Annotated in this window: 13 protein-coding genes; 10 read left to right on the top strand and 3 right to left on the bottom strand. The window is 53.2% G+C overall.

Annotation, left to right across the window (positions count from 1 at the left end):
- Window positions 1-3: 3 nt before the first annotated feature.
- The gene (locus tag BFV65_RS00670; protein WP_023305215.1) at window positions 4-918 is read left to right on the top strand and encodes a hypothetical protein; all 915 of its coding nucleotides are present in this window, start codon (window positions 4-6) and stop codon (window positions 916-918) included.
- A gap of 27 nt (window positions 919-945) precedes the next feature.
- On the opposite strand, the gene tdh is transcribed toward BFV65_RS00670, so the two are convergent.
- Together tdh and kbl are read right to left on the bottom strand one after the other, a co-directional pair.
- Window positions 946-1,974, bottom strand: a complete 1,029-nt coding sequence (tdh, locus tag BFV65_RS00665) for an L-threonine 3-dehydrogenase (RefSeq protein ID WP_017383610.1) — start codon at window positions 1,972-1,974, stop codon at window positions 946-948.
- Window positions 1,975-1,983: 9 nt separating this feature from the next.
- The gene (gene kbl, locus BFV65_RS00660; RefSeq protein ID WP_015570030.1) at window positions 1,984-3,180 is read right to left on the bottom strand and encodes a glycine C-acetyltransferase; all 1,197 of its coding nucleotides are present in this window, start codon (window positions 3,178-3,180) and stop codon (window positions 1,984-1,986) included.
- Window positions 3,181-3,395: 215 nt separating this feature from the next.
- Between kbl and rfaD the strand changes: the two genes are divergently transcribed.
- The 6 genes from rfaD (at window position 3,396) to BFV65_RS00630 (ending at window position 9,706) form a co-directional block, all read left to right on the top strand.
- The gene (gene rfaD / locus BFV65_RS00655) at window positions 3,396-4,376 is read left to right on the top strand and encodes an ADP-glyceromanno-heptose 6-epimerase (protein WP_022646634.1); all 981 of its coding nucleotides are present in this window, start codon (window positions 3,396-3,398) and stop codon (window positions 4,374-4,376) included.
- Window positions 4,377-4,455: 79 nt separating this feature from the next.
- Complete coding sequence (gene rfaF, locus BFV65_RS00650) at window positions 4,456-5,502, top strand: ADP-heptose--LPS heptosyltransferase RfaF (protein ID WP_022646633.1); 1,047 nt, start codon at window positions 4,456-4,458, stop codon at window positions 5,500-5,502.
- 3 nt (window positions 5,503-5,505) lie between these two features.
- Window positions 5,506-6,489 carry a lipopolysaccharide heptosyltransferase RfaC gene (rfaC, locus tag BFV65_RS00645; RefSeq protein WP_069596130.1) on the top strand — a complete coding sequence of 328 codons (984 nt, stop codon included), beginning with the start codon at window positions 5,506-5,508 and terminating at the stop codon, window positions 6,487-6,489.
- Between the two features lie 3 nt (window positions 6,490-6,492).
- A complete protein-coding gene (locus tag BFV65_RS00640; protein ID WP_023299027.1) occupies window positions 6,493-7,602 on the top strand; it encodes a glycosyltransferase family 9 protein in 1,110 nt (369 codons plus the stop codon).
- Window positions 7,603-7,607: 5 nt separating this feature from the next.
- Window positions 7,608-8,507 (top strand): glycosyltransferase family 2 protein, encoded by a 900-nt coding sequence (locus BFV65_RS00635; RefSeq protein ID WP_023305212.1) that lies wholly within the window; start codon window positions 7,608-7,610, stop codon window positions 8,505-8,507.
- On the top strand, window positions 8,495-9,706 hold the full coding sequence (locus tag BFV65_RS00630; RefSeq protein WP_023299026.1) for an O-antigen ligase family protein: 1,212 nt from the start codon (window positions 8,495-8,497) through the stop codon (window positions 9,704-9,706). Before BFV65_RS00635 ends, BFV65_RS00630 begins: the two co-directional genes overlap by 13 nt.
- A gap of 26 nt (window positions 9,707-9,732) precedes the next feature.
- On the opposite strand, the gene BFV65_RS00625 is transcribed toward BFV65_RS00630, so the two are convergent.
- Window positions 9,733-10,686 carry a polysaccharide deacetylase family protein gene (locus tag BFV65_RS00625; RefSeq protein ID WP_023299025.1) on the bottom strand — a complete coding sequence of 318 codons (954 nt, stop codon included), beginning with the start codon at window positions 10,684-10,686 and terminating at the stop codon, window positions 9,733-9,735.
- Window positions 10,687-10,836: 150 nt separating this feature from the next.
- Between BFV65_RS00625 and rfaQ the strand changes: the two genes are divergently transcribed.
- The 3 genes from rfaQ to BFV65_RS00610 are packed head-to-tail and all read left to right on the top strand — an operon-like array spanning window position 10,837 to window position 14,134.
- On the top strand, window positions 10,837-11,907 hold the full coding sequence (gene rfaQ, locus BFV65_RS00620) for a putative lipopolysaccharide heptosyltransferase III (protein WP_081330534.1): 1,071 nt from the start codon (window positions 10,837-10,839) through the stop codon (window positions 11,905-11,907).
- On the top strand, window positions 11,904-13,031 hold the full coding sequence (locus tag BFV65_RS00615; RefSeq protein ID WP_023299023.1) for a glycosyltransferase family 4 protein: 1,128 nt from the start codon (window positions 11,904-11,906) through the stop codon (window positions 13,029-13,031). The genes rfaQ and BFV65_RS00615 overlap by 4 nt, the downstream gene beginning before the upstream one ends.
- Window positions 13,032-13,033: 2 nt before the next feature.
- Window positions 13,034-14,134 (top strand): glycosyltransferase, encoded by a 1,101-nt coding sequence (locus BFV65_RS00610; RefSeq protein WP_046621790.1) that lies wholly within the window; start codon window positions 13,034-13,036, stop codon window positions 14,132-14,134.
- Window positions 14,135-14,142: the final 8 nt, after the last annotated feature.

Genomic DNA, 14,142 nt, shown 5'->3' with positions numbered 1-14,142 from the left:
AACATGTTTAAATTCCTGAATGCTCGCTACCGCCACATTACCGGGCGTCATAACATTCCTTACGCTTCCCTTCCGGTCACGCGCGATCTCGTTGCGGTTGATTCCATTGTGATCCCGTGTACGGGCGCGGATTTCGTCGAAGAGGCGTTATTGTCAGCGACCTTTGCAGAGCGTTATGCCTCTGACGTCAGCGAGATTGTTATCGTCAGCGATCAGCCTGAATCCGCTTTCGGCGAACTGCCGCCAAAAACCCGCGTTGTTACCCTCACGCTTCCAAAACGTGAAGAAGGTTACCGCTATAAGCAGATCTACCTCAGTCGTCTGGTGAAGCTTAACGCTCCGTTGCAGGCGCGCGGTGAAGGTGTGCTGATGATCGACTCCGATCTCAACCTGCTTAAAATGCCAGAGATCAACATGGCGGATATGCACATCTACTCCAGCTTCCGTCAGGGCAAAATGATTGCCAAGCTGGACGGCGCGCCAGCGGAGAAAGTGCCGGCATATTATAAAGAAACGGTGCGTCCGTATCTGGTCGATCACGTTAACGGCGCGTTTCTTGCCGCCACCAAAAAGACCTGGCGCCGTATCTGCCCGCTGTGGCTGACGCTGTTCCAGGATACCTGGGAGCTGATGGACGATACGCAGCCGCCGACCGATCAGCTGCCGCTCGCTGCGCTGCTGGACATGCTGGATGTAAAAACGGTTAACCTGGGCGACTGGATGAACTGGCCGGTCTCCAAGAAGATCGGCGGACAGGAAGCCGTTGTGCCGAAAGAGGTGATTGGCGCGCACGGCGGTTTCCCGCTTTCCGAATGGCAGAAGTATCTGGAATCACCGGATAATAAGCTGCTGTTCAAAGGTCAGGATTACACCCGCAAGGTGCGTTACCTGACGGACGAAGAGAAAAAGAATCAGTAAAAAAAGGGGCCGCTGGCCCCTTTTTCATTATTTATCCCAGCTCAGGATCACTTTCCCTGACTGGCCGGAACGCATCGCGTCAAAGCCCTGCTGGAACTCATCGATGGAGAAACGGTGAGTGATAATCGGGGACAGATCCAGACCAGACTGGATCAGCGCGGCCATCTTGTACCAGGTCTCAAACATCTCGCGGCCATAGATGCCCTTAATGAATAGCCCCTTGAAGATGACTTTGTTCCAGTCGATGGACATATCTGACGGCGGAATACCCAGCATCGCGATACGACCACCGTGGTTCATGGTGTCGAGCATGGTGCGGAACGCGGGTGGCGCGCCGGACATCTCCAGACCCACGTCAAAACCTTCGGTCATGCCCAGCTCTTCCATCACGTCTGTCAGGCTCTCTTTCGAGACATCCACCGCGCGGGTGACGCCCATTTTGCGCGCCAGCGACAGGCGGTATTCGTTCACGTCGGTGATCACCACGTTGCGCGCACCCACATGCTTCGCCACGGCTGCCGCCATAATGCCGATTGGGCCCGCGCCGGAGACCAGCACGTCTTCACCCACCAGGTCAAAGGAGAGCGCCGTGTGTACCGCGTTGCCGAACGGGTCGAAGATGGAGGCCAGGTCGTCAGAGATATTGTCCGGGATTTTGAACGCGTTAAACGCCGGGATCACCAGGTATTCCGCGAAGCAGCCCGGACGGTTCACGCCCACGCCGACGGTGTTGCGGCACAGGTGCGTACGCCCACCGCGACAGTTGCGGCAGTGACCGCAGGTAATGTGGCCTTCACCGGAGACGCGGTCGCCAATGTTGAAGCCTTTCACTTCCTGGCCAATGCCGACCACTTCGCCGACATATTCGTGGCCGACAACCATTGGCACGGGAATGGTTTTTTGCGACCACTGGTCCCAGTTGTAGATGTGAACGTCAGTACCGCAGATGGCGGTTTTACGAATTTTGATCAGCAGATCGTTATGACCGACTTCCGGCTCCGGCACGTCGGTCATCCAAATCCCTTCTTCCGCTTTCAGTTTGGATAACGCTTTCATCACACGTCCTCAGGCAATTACGCCCAGCTGTTTGCCGATGCGGGTAAAGGCTTCCACCGCACGTTCAATTTGTTCAGGCGAGTGCGCCGCAGACATCTGGGTGCGGATACGCGCCTGACCTTTTGGTACCACCGGGAAGAAGAACCCGGTCACGTAAATCCCTTCTTTCTGAAGCTCACGAGCAAATTTCTGCGCGACAACCGCGTCACCCAGCATCACCGGAATGATCGCATGGTCAGCGCCGGCCAGGGTGAATCCTGCGGCACTCATTTTTTCACGGAACAGGCGGGCGTTAGCCCACAGGCGGTCGCGCAGCTCAGCCCCGGATTCCACCATCTCCAGCACTTTAATAGAGGCGGCCACAATCGCCGGCGCCAGGGAGTTGGAGAACAGGTACGGGCGGGAGCGCTGACGCAGCCACTCAACCACCTCTTTGCGCGCAGCAGTGTAGCCGCCAGACGCGCCACCAAGCGCTTTGCCCAGCGTACCGGTGATGATATCTACGCGGCCCATTACGTCGCAGTATTCGTGGGAGCCGCGGCCATTTTCGCCGACAAAGCCAACCGCGTGAGAGTCATCCACCATTACCAGCGCGTCGTATTTATCCGCCAGATCGCACACGCCTTTCAGGTTGGCGATCACGCCGTCCATGGAGAACACGCCGTCGGTGGCGATCAGCACGTGGCGGGCACCGGCTTCACGGGCCTCTTTCAGGCGGGCTTCCAGCTCAACCATGTCGTTGTTGGCGTAGCGGAAACGCTTCGCTTTGCACAGGCGTACACCGTCGATGATGGAGGCGTGGTTCAGGGCGTCGGAGATAATCGCGTCTTCTGCACCGAGCAGGGTCTCAAACAGACCGCCGTTGGCGTCGAAGCAGGAGGAGTACAGAATCGCGTCTTCCATTCCGAGGAAGTTCGCCAGCTTTTGCTCAAGCTGCTTGTGGCTGTCCTGGGTACCGCAGATAAAGCGAACGGAGGCCATGCCGAAGCCGTGGGTATCCATGCCGTTTTTCGCCGCGGCAATCAGCTCAGGGTGATTCGCAAGACCTAAATAGTTGTTCGCGCAAAAGTTGATCACATGGCTGCCGTCGGCAACGGTGATGTCCGCCTGCTGGGCAGACGTGATAATACGCTCTTCTTTGAACAACCCTTCCGCACGTGCGGTGTCGAGGTCGCTGTTTAACTGTTTGTAAAAATCACCACGCATTGCAATTCTCCAGACTCGGCAAATTTTGGCACATATTACCCAAACCAATAGTTCATGACGAGATGACGCCGTATCTCTTCTCGTTTTTGCAGCATAAATCACGTGTACCCCTGCTGCATATCGGTGAATGGCTGAAGACCGGGCATTGTGATGATATGATAAAGAGATTAGCGTTCGGGATGTTCCCCGGACTCCACACTTCAAAGGTTACAGTTATGATCATCGTTACCGGCGGCGCGGGCTTTATCGGCAGCAATATTGTTAAGGCCCTCAATGACAAAGGCATCACCGACATCCTGGTGGTGGACAACCTGAAAGACGGCACCAAGTTCGTAAACCTGGTGGATCTGAACATCGCTGACTACATGGATAAAGAAGACTTTCTTATCCAGATTATGGCGGGTGAAGAGTTCGGCGAGATCGAAGCCATCTTCCACGAAGGGGCCTGTTCCTCCACCACCGAGTGGGACGGCAAGTACATGATGGACAACAACTATCAGTACTCCAAAGAGATCCTGCACTACTGCCTGGAGCGTGAAATTCCGTTCCTGTACGCCTCTTCCGCGGCAACCTACGGTGGACGCACTTCAGATTTCATCGAATCCCGCGAGTATGAGCAGCCGCTGAACGTTTACGGTTACTCCAAATTCCTGTTTGATGAGTACGTGCGTCAGATCCTCCCAGAAGCCAACTCTCAGATTGTCGGCTTCCGCTACTTCAACGTCTACGGACCGCGCGAAGGCCACAAAGGCAGCATGGCGAGCGTGGCGTTCCACCTGAACACCCAGTTAAATAACGGCGAAAGTCCGAAACTGTTCGAAGGCAGCGACGGCTTTAAGCGTGACTTCGTCTACGTAGGCGACGTGGCGGCAGTGAACCTGTGGTTCCTGGAAAACGGCGTGTCCGGCATTTTCAACCTGGGCACAGGCCGCGCGGAATCCTTCCAGGCGGTGGCAGACGCGACGCTGGCTTACCATAAGAAAGGCAGCATCGAGTACATTCCGTTCCCGGATAAGCTGAAAGGCCGCTACCAGGCATTCACCCAGGCGGACCTGACTAACCTGCGCGCCGCAGGCTACGACAAGCCGTTCAAGACCGTTGCCGAAGGCGTAACGGAATATATGGCCTGGCTGAACCGTGACCGCGATATAAATTCACAAAATCATTCGAGCGGTATCAAGGCGGCAACTAAGTGAATCTCCGGGAGCTTACAAAAGTAAGTGACTGGAGTGAACGCAGGCAGCCAACGCAGAGACAGCTTGAAGGATGAAGTGAATGAAAATACTGGTGATCGGCCCGTCCTGGGTGGGCGACATGATGATGTCGCAAAGTCTCTATCGCACGCTCAAGGCGCGTTATCCCCAGGCGATAATCGACGTGATGGCACCCGCATGGTGCCGTCCGCTGTTATCGCGTATGCCGGAAGTGAACGAGGCGATCCCGATGCCGCTCGGCCACGGGGCGCTGGAAATCGGTGAACGCCGCAAACTCGGCCATAGCCTGCGCGAGAAACGCTATGATCGCGCATATGTCCTGCCAAACTCCTTCAAATCCGCTCTTGTGCCCTTCTTTGCGGGCATCCCGCACCGTACCGGTTGGCGCGGTGAAATGCGCTACGGCCTGCTTAACGACGCCCGGGTGCTGGATAAAGAGGCCTGGCCGCTGATGGTAGAACGCTACGTGGCGCTGGCCTACGACAAAGGCGTGATGCGCAGCGCGAAAGATCTGCCGCAGCCGCTACTGTGGCCGCAGCTCCAGGTAAGCGACGGGGAGAAATCCCACACCTGCAACGCGTTTGGCATTTCGTCCGAACGCCCGATGATTGGCTTCTGCCCCGGCGCGGAGTTTGGTCCGGCAAAACGCTGGCCGCACTATCACTACGCAGAGCTGGCGAAACAGCTGATCGACGAAGGCCATCAAATTGTGCTGTTTGGCTCAGCGAAAGATCACGAGGCGGGCAATGAAATTCTCGCCACGCTCAGCACCGAGCAACAGGCCTGGTGCCGAAACCTGGCCGGGGAAACGCAGCTCGAGCAGGCGGTTATTTTGATTGCCGCCTGTAAAGCCGTTGTCAGCAACGACTCTGGCCTGATGCACGTCGCCGCCGCGCTGGATCGTCCGCTGGTGGCGCTGTATGGCCCGAGCAGCCCGGACTTCACGCCGCCGCTGTCGCACAAAGCGCGCGTAATTCGCCTGATCACCGGCTACCACAAGGTACGTAAAGGTGATGCCGCAGAAGGCTACCACCAGAGCCTGATCGACATTACGCCGCAGCGCGTTCTCGAAGAGCTCAACGAACTTCTGTTGAGCGAAGAAGGATAACGAATGCGGGTATTGATCGTTAAAACCTCTTCGATGGGCGATGTGCTGCATACGCTGCCGTCACTGACGGACGCGATGCGGGCCATTCCCGGCATTCGTTTTGACTGGGTGGTGGAAGAAGGCTTCGCGCAGATCCCCACCTGGCACGAAGCGGTTGACCGCGTGATCCCGGTGGCCATTCGCCGCTGGCGCAAAGCATGGTTCTCCGCACCGATTAAAGCCGAACGTAAAGCCTTCCGCGAAGCAGTGCAGGCCCGGCATTACGACGCGATCATTGACGCTCAGGGCCTGGTGAAAAGCGCCGCGCTGGTCACGCGTCTGGCGCACGGCGTAAAGCACGGCATGGACTGGCAAACCGCCCGCGAACCGCTGGCGAGCCTGTTCTATAATCGTCGCCACCATATTGCGAAGCAGCAGCACGCCGTGGAACGTACCCGCGAGCTGTTCGCGAAAAGCCTGGGCTATGCAAAACCTGAAGCCCAGGGTGACTACGCTATTGCACAGCATTTTTTGCACGAGACGGAGGAGCATGCCGAACCGTATCTGGTGTTCCTGCATGCCACAACGCGCGACGATAAGCACTGGCCGGAAACGCACTGGAGAAGGCTGATTGAACTAATGCAACCTTGCGGTATCCATATTAAACTCCCGTGGGGCGCTGAACATGAGCGACAGCGAGCGGAACGTCTGGCAGCAGGCTTTTCCCACGTTGAGGTGTTACCCAAACTCACGCTGGCGCAAGTTGCCGCACAGCTGGCGGGTGCTAACGCCGTCGTTTCTGTGGATACAGGGTTAAGCCATTTAACCGCCGCACTGGATCGTCCTAATATCACGATTTTCGGCCCGACCGATCCGGGGTTGATCGGGGGTTACGGTAAAAACCAGCATCAGATGGTCAGCCCTACGCAACAAACGAAGGATATTAGCGCAGATGCTATTTTTTCATTTTTACAGGGCAGCCATCGGCTTTCCAACAGGGATATTTAACCCATGAGTTATGTATTTCTGCTGATTTTACTCTTTCCGGTGAAACTCCTCCGGAAGCTGTTTCGAAAAGACACGGGCAAAAACCTTGTCATTCAGACAGCCAAAATCGGTGACTTTATTAATGCGACACCTCTACTGGCATATCTGCAAAAAAGCGATGTGTTGGTCAGTCGCAGCGTTGGTGCGCTGGCGAAGCATGATGAGACTATCGAGCAGATCTATTTTATTGAGCAGCATAAGCGCAACCTGTGGCGTAAACTGTGCTTCGCGTGCAGGATCATGAACCGCTACGACAACGTCTACCTGCTACAACCCAACAGCGTGAACCTCTTTTTTGCCGCCGTCTGCAATGCTAAAAACAAACAATTTTTAACCATTTACACGCGCAGGTGGTATCACGGGATTTTCTATCTTGCGGCTGACGGTACCGTTGAGCATGGCAAAAAAACGCTTTCGGTGACGAACTACCTGAAACTGGCCGACCGCGCACTCACATGGCAAGACTCTCCCAAGCACGCCACAAAGCCGCTCTTTAAACCGACGACCTGGCCGGCCACTCTTGATAAACCTGACGTTATCCGCATCGGCATCAGTATTGCGGCGGGCAATAAAGCCAAAACCGTTCCTCCGGTTATCTGGAAGCGGATTGTTGATCAACTCGCTGATTTACCCTGCGAGTTTTATGTCTTCGGCGCGCCAAATGAACAGTCGTGGATGGACGATATCACCCGCCTTTACGGTGAAATCCCTAATTTTATCAATCTTATTGGCAAAATTTCGCTGGAAGAGCTTCCCTGGGCCATTTCTAAGATGGACTGTTATATCGCGTCTGACTCGGGGAATGTGTATATCGCAGACGCCGTTGGCGTTCCGGTAGTCCTGCTGTTTGGTCCGTGTTGTCACTATGAACAACGTCCGCTTGGCAATGTGTTGCTGATCGGGAATGACGACAACATTTGTTCTTATGTGTTTGAAACGCGCTATTACTTCCCGCAAGAACGGGAAGCACTATTCTCTGTCACTGACTCCGCGTTACACGATCTTCAGCAGTTTATCCGTACATTACCCAAAGCCCGCTCACTGGCTAGCGCTACCGACGCTCAAGGAAACTAATTTTTATGGCTTTTTTAAGCGTCATTATTGCTGCGCATAACGCTGAAGCTACGCTGCATGCCACGCTTTCAAGCCTGCTGGCAGCCACCGTTCAAGACACTGAAATTATTATTTTTAATGACAGTTCTGAGGATACCACGCAGGCAATAATTGAAGAGTGGTCACCTAAATTTCCTCAGATCATAACGCGCACCGTGAACTTTCGTAACGTCGGCCGGGTACGAAACAGTGCTGTCGCACTGGCATCCGGTGAATATATTACGATGCTCGACAGTGACGATTGCTTAAAGCCGGGCAGCCTCAGGGACGCAATTACCTTTCTGAAAGCGCAACGTCCGGATATGTTACTGACACGTTTGCTTGAGATTCGCGATCCCCGGAAAATGACTTCAGACTGGCAGGGATTCAACCCTGTGCCATTGTCACAACATGAAGCAGTCGCTCGTTTCTTACGCCATAAAGACTTTCAGGCGCATCTCATTGGCCAGTTTATTCATCGTAGCCTGTACGAGAGCAACCCTATTCCTCCAATGTTATGTTATGAGGATTTCGCTGTCTTCCCCGGAATGTTGATGCAGTCGAGCAAAATAGTCTATCAACGCCAGGGGCATTATTATTACGTCAAGCGTCGCGACAGTTTGTCGAGCAGTCTGGACGCCAGCAAAATTTCAACGCTTGTCGAATGCACGTTACAGATGGAAAGAACATTTCCGTCAAGCTACAGGCATCTTGTCAATTGCCACTGGTTTGATATTTACAGCAACCATCGGTCCTGTCTTACAGACCAACAATTGCAACTCGTGAAACAACGCGTAAAGGCCATGTACACATTGTCTTTTTTCCTGTCCACCGATGTTCGTTTTAGCTACAAAAAAAGGGTTATTGAGGCGTTATGGAAAAAATAAAACCACGGCTATATCAACTGACGATTGCTTTGAGCCTCATCTCTTTGATGCTGGCATTAGTCAGTTCAGGGAAGCAAAGAGAGTTTTTCTATATTGCTATTTACGTCAGTATTATTGGCCTGGCTTTCGAATATAAAAAAATCACTCTTCGACCTTTTACTATAGCGCTGCCCATTTTGCTGATTGGGTTACTTAACCTCGGCTGGTACTTAATCTATGAGTATCATAACGAGGGACTCAATCTTTACAGCGACTATCTAGGCGCAAGCAAAAAGTTAATTTTAGCGAGTATCCTGATTTTCTATATTGACCGCTTTAAGTTTTACATTGATAAAGACAACTTCAGGAAATTTTTCTTCTACGCAGCGGCCTTAGGGTTTGTGCTCGCCACAGGATATGGCTTGTGGCAGGCCTCGCAAGGTATGACTCGCGTTGAGATGGCAATTAACCGTGCCACCGTTTCAGCCTATGTTTATTCTGTCCTGTCACTGGCTTTCGTATACAGTCTTTACCTTCAGCAGAACGTGAAGCTGTATGTTGTCGCGGGTTTCACTATATTAATCTCTTACTTCGTCATACTGTTGACGGGTACCCGTGCTGCGATGGGTTTATATCTGCTTCTGGCGATAGTGCTCACGCTATATCATTTCAGAAAAATTCATCTCAAATCCACTCTCATCTTTTTATGCATTGTGGCCGGCATTGTCGTCGTAAGCTACAAACCGTTGATTGCACCGAAAATAACGCAAACCCAAATTGAAGTTGAGAAATATCAGCAAGGCTATGACCGCACGTCACTGGGCGCACGTTTTTCGATGTGGACTGTCGGGATCGAGAATGGTCTTGCACATCCGTTGGGGCAATCACTTGAAGAGCGTGAAACGTGGACACGGCAGTATATAAAAGACGGTCATCCACATCTTGCTACCGCGCTCGTGTACATCAAAGTCCACCTGCATAATGAATTTATAGAGAAATATTCATTGCAGGGGATCCCCGGCGTGGCGGTTATGCTCTTTTTCTTCGTTTCGATGATTGTGTATGCCCTACGAAACAGAAACGCACTGCTGCTAACCTCGATGCTACTTTTGCTTTTGTATGGACTGACGGATGTCATACTGCTCAGTTCAGAAGCCTTAATCTTCTTTATGGTTTTGTTTGCATTAAGTACACCTTTCACCCAAACAAAGCAGCATTAACAAATATGCCCGCCTGGCGGGCATAACTATTTTTTGTACTGGTAAAACTCCGCCAGCGTCATCCCCACGGTCTTATCTGATAACCAGGTAAAGAGCTGCTCCAGATCCTGATAAAGCCCCTCAATCGCGGCCTCGTCTTTAAAAGTAGGGCTCCCGCCAGGCATAAATTCCGACGAATGCAGCATGAACTCTACGTAGTCATTTCCCTGAGACAGGCACTGCTGCGCCACCTTAATCATCTCCTCCGCGTTACCGCCGGCCGGGCGTAACCAGTTAACTGACGGAGAACGGTATTTACCGCGCAGACGATCGTAACCCTGCTTCAGGGAATTCAGCCATGCCGGGTGTTTATACTGGATGCTCATTGGCACTTCGAGGAGAAGGCTGTTTCCCGGCCGGGAAATGTCGTCTACGTCCAAAAAGTAGGCGCGATCGGGAAAATGCTGGTAATTCGTTCCGCCATTACCCTGCGGGGCACCTTTCGCGTTGCGCCAGTTCACGCGCGGCGTAACGGAACAATCTACCTGATACCCCAGCTCAATCAGTAACCGGGCGTAACGGCTGTCGAATGCCCAGCGCCCGGCGCGATGGCTGAGCATTTTTGTCTGGAAAGTCTCTTCCAGTAAGCGGGTCATGAACAGCACTTTCTCACGCATGACCTCGTCTGAAAACTCAATCAGATAAGGCTGCCAGCGCCAGTCATCACCGGTCAGATCGTGCTCCGGAGGGCTGTTCCAGGCATGGAGATGCATTCCTACCTCGCCCTGCCCCCGGGCTATGACCTCTTTCGCGAACTCAATGAACACCGGTTCGACGGCCATCTCGTAATTGGTGAGCCAGACAGGCTTAAAGCCGAAACGCTCGCAAAGCGTCTGAAACCGCGCCAGGTAGCGCGCGTTTTCCGTTTTGATGACCCGGTGGTTCTGCCAGAGATTATCCCCTTCTGTATCGATCGTGATGATAAACGCTGGTTTTTTCATAATGAGTCCGCAAGACAAAATAGTTAGCGCTATGTTACGCACGCCCGAAAGCAGGAGTAAACCCTTCCAGGGAAATTCCTGACATTATGGAGAAAGAGTGCAAGTCGTTACCAGGTCTATTAGAATTGCCAACAGTACAACGCCGATAAGATGATGATGAATAACTTACCTGACACGCCTGATTTGCGCATTTTACTGATTAAACTTCGCCATCATGGTGACATGTTACTCACCACCCCCGTCATCAATTCATTGCGCCAGAAATGGCCTGAAGCCCAAATCGACGTGCTTCTCTATGAAGAGACGCGAGACATGCTCGCCGCGCATCCGGCAATCGGTACGATCTATGGTATCGATCGTAAATGGAAGCAGTTGGGGACGCTAAAGCACCTGCAAAAAGAGTGGCAGTTGCTTCGTGCTTTACGCGCTCAGCATTATCATCTGGTGATCAATCTTGCCGATCAGTGGCGCAGCGCGCTGGTTACCCGCTTCACCGGCGCACCGGTTCGGCTCGGGTTCGCTTTTAACAAGCGCAATAATGCCTTCTGGCGTTTTTGTCACAGTGAACTGGTCTCGGTCGCCAGCCATCAGAACCTGCATACCGTTGAACAAAACCTGTCCATACTGAAACCATTACCCGTTGCCGCCAGACCCGCCGTCACCATGGCTTACAGCGCGGATGACTGGAACCATGCTCATCACAAGCTGACACAAAAGGGCGTGGGGGAACGCTATATCGTTATTCAACCCACTTCACGCTGGTTCTTTAAGTGCTGGGACGAAGGCAAAATGGCGCAAACTATCGCCGCATTGCAGCAGGACGGCCACACTATCGTCCTTACGGCGGGACCGGATAAGAAAGAGCTGGCGATGATTGACCGCATTCTTGCCGCCTCCCCGCAGACGGGTGTTGTATCGCTGGCAGGGCAGTTAACCCTGCGCCAGCTGGCCTCGCTTATCGATCACGCAGCCCTGTTCATTGGCGTTGACTCCGTCCCCATGCACATGGCCGCCGCCCTTCAGACGCCCTGCGTGGCGCTGTTTGGCCCATCAAAGTTGACGTTCTGGTCGCCATGGCAGGTTAACGGCGAGGTCATCTGGGCTGGTAACTACGGCCCGCTTCCCAACCCTGACGCCATTGATACAAAAACGACGGAACGTTATCTCGACGCCATCCCCGTTGATGCTGTCGTCTCCGCCGCAAGGAGATACCTGCAATGAAGCTTCATCGTCTGGCCATTGTGCGCCAAAAATATCGGCCGGATGGGGGAGCAGAACGTTTTGTCTCTAGGGCACTCACCGCGCTGAGCAATCAAAATCTTGAGCTCAACGTCATCACCCGCGAGTGGCAGGGCGAAAAGCAGGACGACTGGCATATTCATATCTGCGATCCACGAAAGTGGGGCCGCATCAGCCGTGAACGCGGCTTTGCACACGCCGCGCGCGCGCTGTGGCAGCAACAGCAGTTTGATATTGTACAGAGCCACGAACGTATTCCGGGCTGCGATATTTACCGCGCCGGAGATGGTGTACATCGACGCTGGCTGCTACAGCGTACGCGTATTCTTCCCGCCTGGCGCGCGAAGCTGCTCATGCACGATCGCTATCACCGCTACGTGATGAACGCCGAACGTGAAATGTACCAGGCTCCCGAGTTGAAAGCCGTTATCTGTAATGCGGAGATGATCAAGCGCGAAATCGTCGAAGACTTTGATATTGACGCAAAAAAGATACATGTGATTTATAATTCAATAGATTCCCGCCGCTTCGTTCCGGCAGAAGAGAGGCAGCGCGCTGTACTGCGTAAGCAATTTGGCTTACCCGCTGATGCCGTCATTTTCTGCTTCGTGGGTTCAGGGTTTGAACGCAAGGGGCTGGCAAGCGCTATTCAGGCTATAGCAGGAACATCGGCGTGGCTGGTTGTGGTCGGTCAGGATAAAGCGGAAAGCCGTTATCGCGACCTCGCCCGTTCATTAGGCTGTGAGGGGCAAATCCGTTTCCTGGGGATGCAAAAAGAGACGCTGCCATTTTATCAGCTTTCTGATGGTTTACTGCTGCCGACGCTGTATGATCCTTTCCCTAACGTCATACTTGAAGCAATGGCCTGTGGATTGCCCGTCATTACGTCAGAGAGTTGCGGTGGTTCAGAATTTATTGAGCAAGGCCAGAACGGGTTTTACTGTGATGCACTTGATATCCACACATTGAAGGAGGCCGTCATGTCCATCCCTTCACTGGAAAAAAATAACAATATGGGGCTTGCGGCGCGTGAACGCGTTAGAGAAGCAACCCCTGAAAAACTATCAAGTCAGCTTATTTCGCTTTATCAAAAATTACTGGATTAATAATGCGCATCCTAATGATTATTGATGGTTTACCCGGTGGAGGAGCCGAAAAAACGGTTCTCACCCTCTCCAGCGGACTGACAGAACTGGGGCATCAGGTCACCCTTTTCTCCTTACGGAAGGTGTGCGACTACGCCATTCCGGAAGGCATCGATTTTCAGGTCGTGCAGGATACCTGTAAAAAACCCTGGCGGAAGCTGACCGAGATCCCGCGTCGCGCCCGTTTGCTGGATCGCGCCATTGAGCAGGCAGAACGCAGCGGTAAATTTGACGTCGTCTTCTCGCATCTGCATAAAACCGACCGTATCGTGGCGCACAGCCGCGTGCTGGATCGCGATAAGGTCTGGTTTTGCGTACACGGGATGTTCTCCTTCTCCTATTTGCGCCATCGCAGCGGGCTTTCTCGCTGGTTTAAGCATTATAAAATTCGTCATACCTATGAAAACCGCAACGTGGTGGCGGTATCCGGCGCCGTGCTGCACGATCTGTCTGAAGTACTCGCGATCCCCCTGCGGCGCAAAGCGGTTATCCATAACCCGTTTGATATCCCTGAAATTCAGCGTCTGGCGGAAGCGCCCTTTGAGATGCAGGGGCAGAATTACATTATCCACGTTGGCCGTTTTCATGAGCACAAACGTCACGACCGGCTGCTGCGGGCGTTTGCGATGAGCAAGATTGACGCATCGCTGGTGTTGATGGGCAAAGGCTCTGACGTGAAAATTAACCAGCTCAAACAGCTTGCCGCTAAGCTGGGAATTGAAAACAAGATCGTCTTCCGCCCGTTTGAAACCAATCCTTATCCGTGGATCAAAGGTGCACGCCTTTTAGTGTTAAGTTCCGACTGCGAAGGTTTTGGTAATGTACTGGTAGAGTCCATTATCTGTCAGACCCCACCGGTGAGTACAAACTGCCCTGGCGGCCCTGCTGAGATCCTTACTGGCCCTCTGGCGCGTGGTCTGACCGCGTTAACCGACGAATCACTGGCGAAAACACTGGCAGAACTGTATGCCTCTCCGCCGGTTGTTGATCGCGAAACGATCGCATCGTTCGGTATCAACGCCATTTGCCAGCAATACATTGCTTTGGTCGACAACCAAAAATAATCAGGTTT

Source organism: Enterobacter hormaechei subsp. hoffmannii (assembly GCF_001729745.1).
Classification (GTDB): domain Bacteria; phylum Pseudomonadota; class Gammaproteobacteria; order Enterobacterales; family Enterobacteriaceae; genus Enterobacter; species Enterobacter intestinihominis.
This window is presented reverse-complemented; position numbering and strand designations above follow the sequence as displayed.

Excerpts from the sequence above, each read along its gene's own strand:
- BFV65_RS00670 (WP_023305215.1), top strand. The coding sequence starts at position 4 with ATGTTTAAATTCCTGAATGCTCGCTACCGCCACATTACCGGGCGTCAT.
- tdh (WP_017383610.1), bottom strand. The coding sequence starts at position 1,974 with ATGAAAGCGTTATCCAAACTGAAAGCGGAAGAAGGGATTTGGATGACC.
- kbl (WP_015570030.1), bottom strand. The coding sequence starts at position 3,180 with ATGCGTGGTGATTTTTACAAACAGTTAAACAGCGACCTCGACACCGCA.
- rfaD (WP_022646634.1), top strand. The coding sequence starts at position 3,396 with ATGATCATCGTTACCGGCGGCGCGGGCTTTATCGGCAGCAATATTGTT.
- rfaF (WP_022646633.1), top strand. The coding sequence starts at position 4,456 with ATGAAAATACTGGTGATCGGCCCGTCCTGGGTGGGCGACATGATGATG.
- rfaC (WP_069596130.1), top strand. The coding sequence starts at position 5,506 with ATGCGGGTATTGATCGTTAAAACCTCTTCGATGGGCGATGTGCTGCAT.
- BFV65_RS00640 (WP_023299027.1), top strand. The coding sequence starts at position 6,493 with ATGAGTTATGTATTTCTGCTGATTTTACTCTTTCCGGTGAAACTCCTC.
- BFV65_RS00635 (WP_023305212.1), top strand. The coding sequence starts at position 7,608 with ATGGCTTTTTTAAGCGTCATTATTGCTGCGCATAACGCTGAAGCTACG.
- BFV65_RS00630 (WP_023299026.1), top strand. The coding sequence starts at position 8,495 with ATGGAAAAAATAAAACCACGGCTATATCAACTGACGATTGCTTTGAGC.
- BFV65_RS00625 (WP_023299025.1), bottom strand. The coding sequence starts at position 10,686 with ATGAAAAAACCAGCGTTTATCATCACGATCGATACAGAAGGGGATAAT.
- rfaQ (WP_081330534.1), top strand. The coding sequence starts at position 10,837 with ATGATGATGAATAACTTACCTGACACGCCTGATTTGCGCATTTTACTG.
- BFV65_RS00615 (WP_023299023.1), top strand. The coding sequence starts at position 11,904 with ATGAAGCTTCATCGTCTGGCCATTGTGCGCCAAAAATATCGGCCGGAT.
- BFV65_RS00610 (WP_046621790.1), top strand. The coding sequence starts at position 13,034 with ATGCGCATCCTAATGATTATTGATGGTTTACCCGGTGGAGGAGCCGAA.